We start from the raw sequence: 637 nt of genomic DNA on the forward strand, positions 1-637 counted from the left end.
GATCAGTAGAACAAACCGCATAACAACTATTTTAGTAGCCTTATTAAAATACTTAACTGACAAAAAATGTCATATTATGTCAATGTAGAGAGCTATTTTCTGATCTATATTCAGTCAAAATTTATAATTTTTAATACTTAAAATTGAGCAAAACATGAGCAATAACAATTATATTGATGAGCTTTTAAAGCTCTTGGCGATGTTCGCTTTTATCGGTGTTTTATTACTGGCATTTAAGTGTCAGACCATCTTTGCACTAGATATGACAACATCATACGAAGTCTCGGTAAGGATTGTTATCTATATTCTCACAGCAGCTATTTTGGGCTTTTTAACACGCAATCATATTGAGTTTACAACACAATTTTTAATTGCTGTTCCATTTGCATACTTTTGGCTAGAGCCAATTCTTGACTACAAAGCCATTCAGACTATCCCAGATGTTGCGTTTTATCTCTTGGGTCATGGTCAAAGTTTAGGTCTACTCATCGTGATCATATTTTGTTTTGCCCTATGGGTATTTAAAGAAACAAGCTCAAACTCGCTTGAGTCTCAAAATGTCTAAATGAGGATTTTTAGGGAGTTTTATAAAGTTAAAAATCGTCACTGTACTCTATGTTTTTATAATATATATTTT

Annotated in this window: 1 protein-coding gene; it reads left to right on the forward strand. The window is 32.0% G+C overall.

Features of this window, described 5'->3' with window-relative positions:
• Window positions 1–154 precede the first annotated feature (154 nt).
• Window positions 155–565, forward strand: a complete 411-nt coding sequence (locus ABD296_RS49780; RefSeq protein WP_344285618.1) for a hypothetical protein — start codon at window positions 155–157, stop codon at window positions 563–565.
• Window positions 566–637: the final 72 nt, after the last annotated feature.

Source organism: Actinomadura napierensis (genome assembly GCF_039529375.1).
In the GTDB taxonomy this organism is placed as follows: Bacteria; Actinomycetota; Actinomycetes; order Streptosporangiales; family Streptosporangiaceae; genus Spirillospora; species Spirillospora napierensis.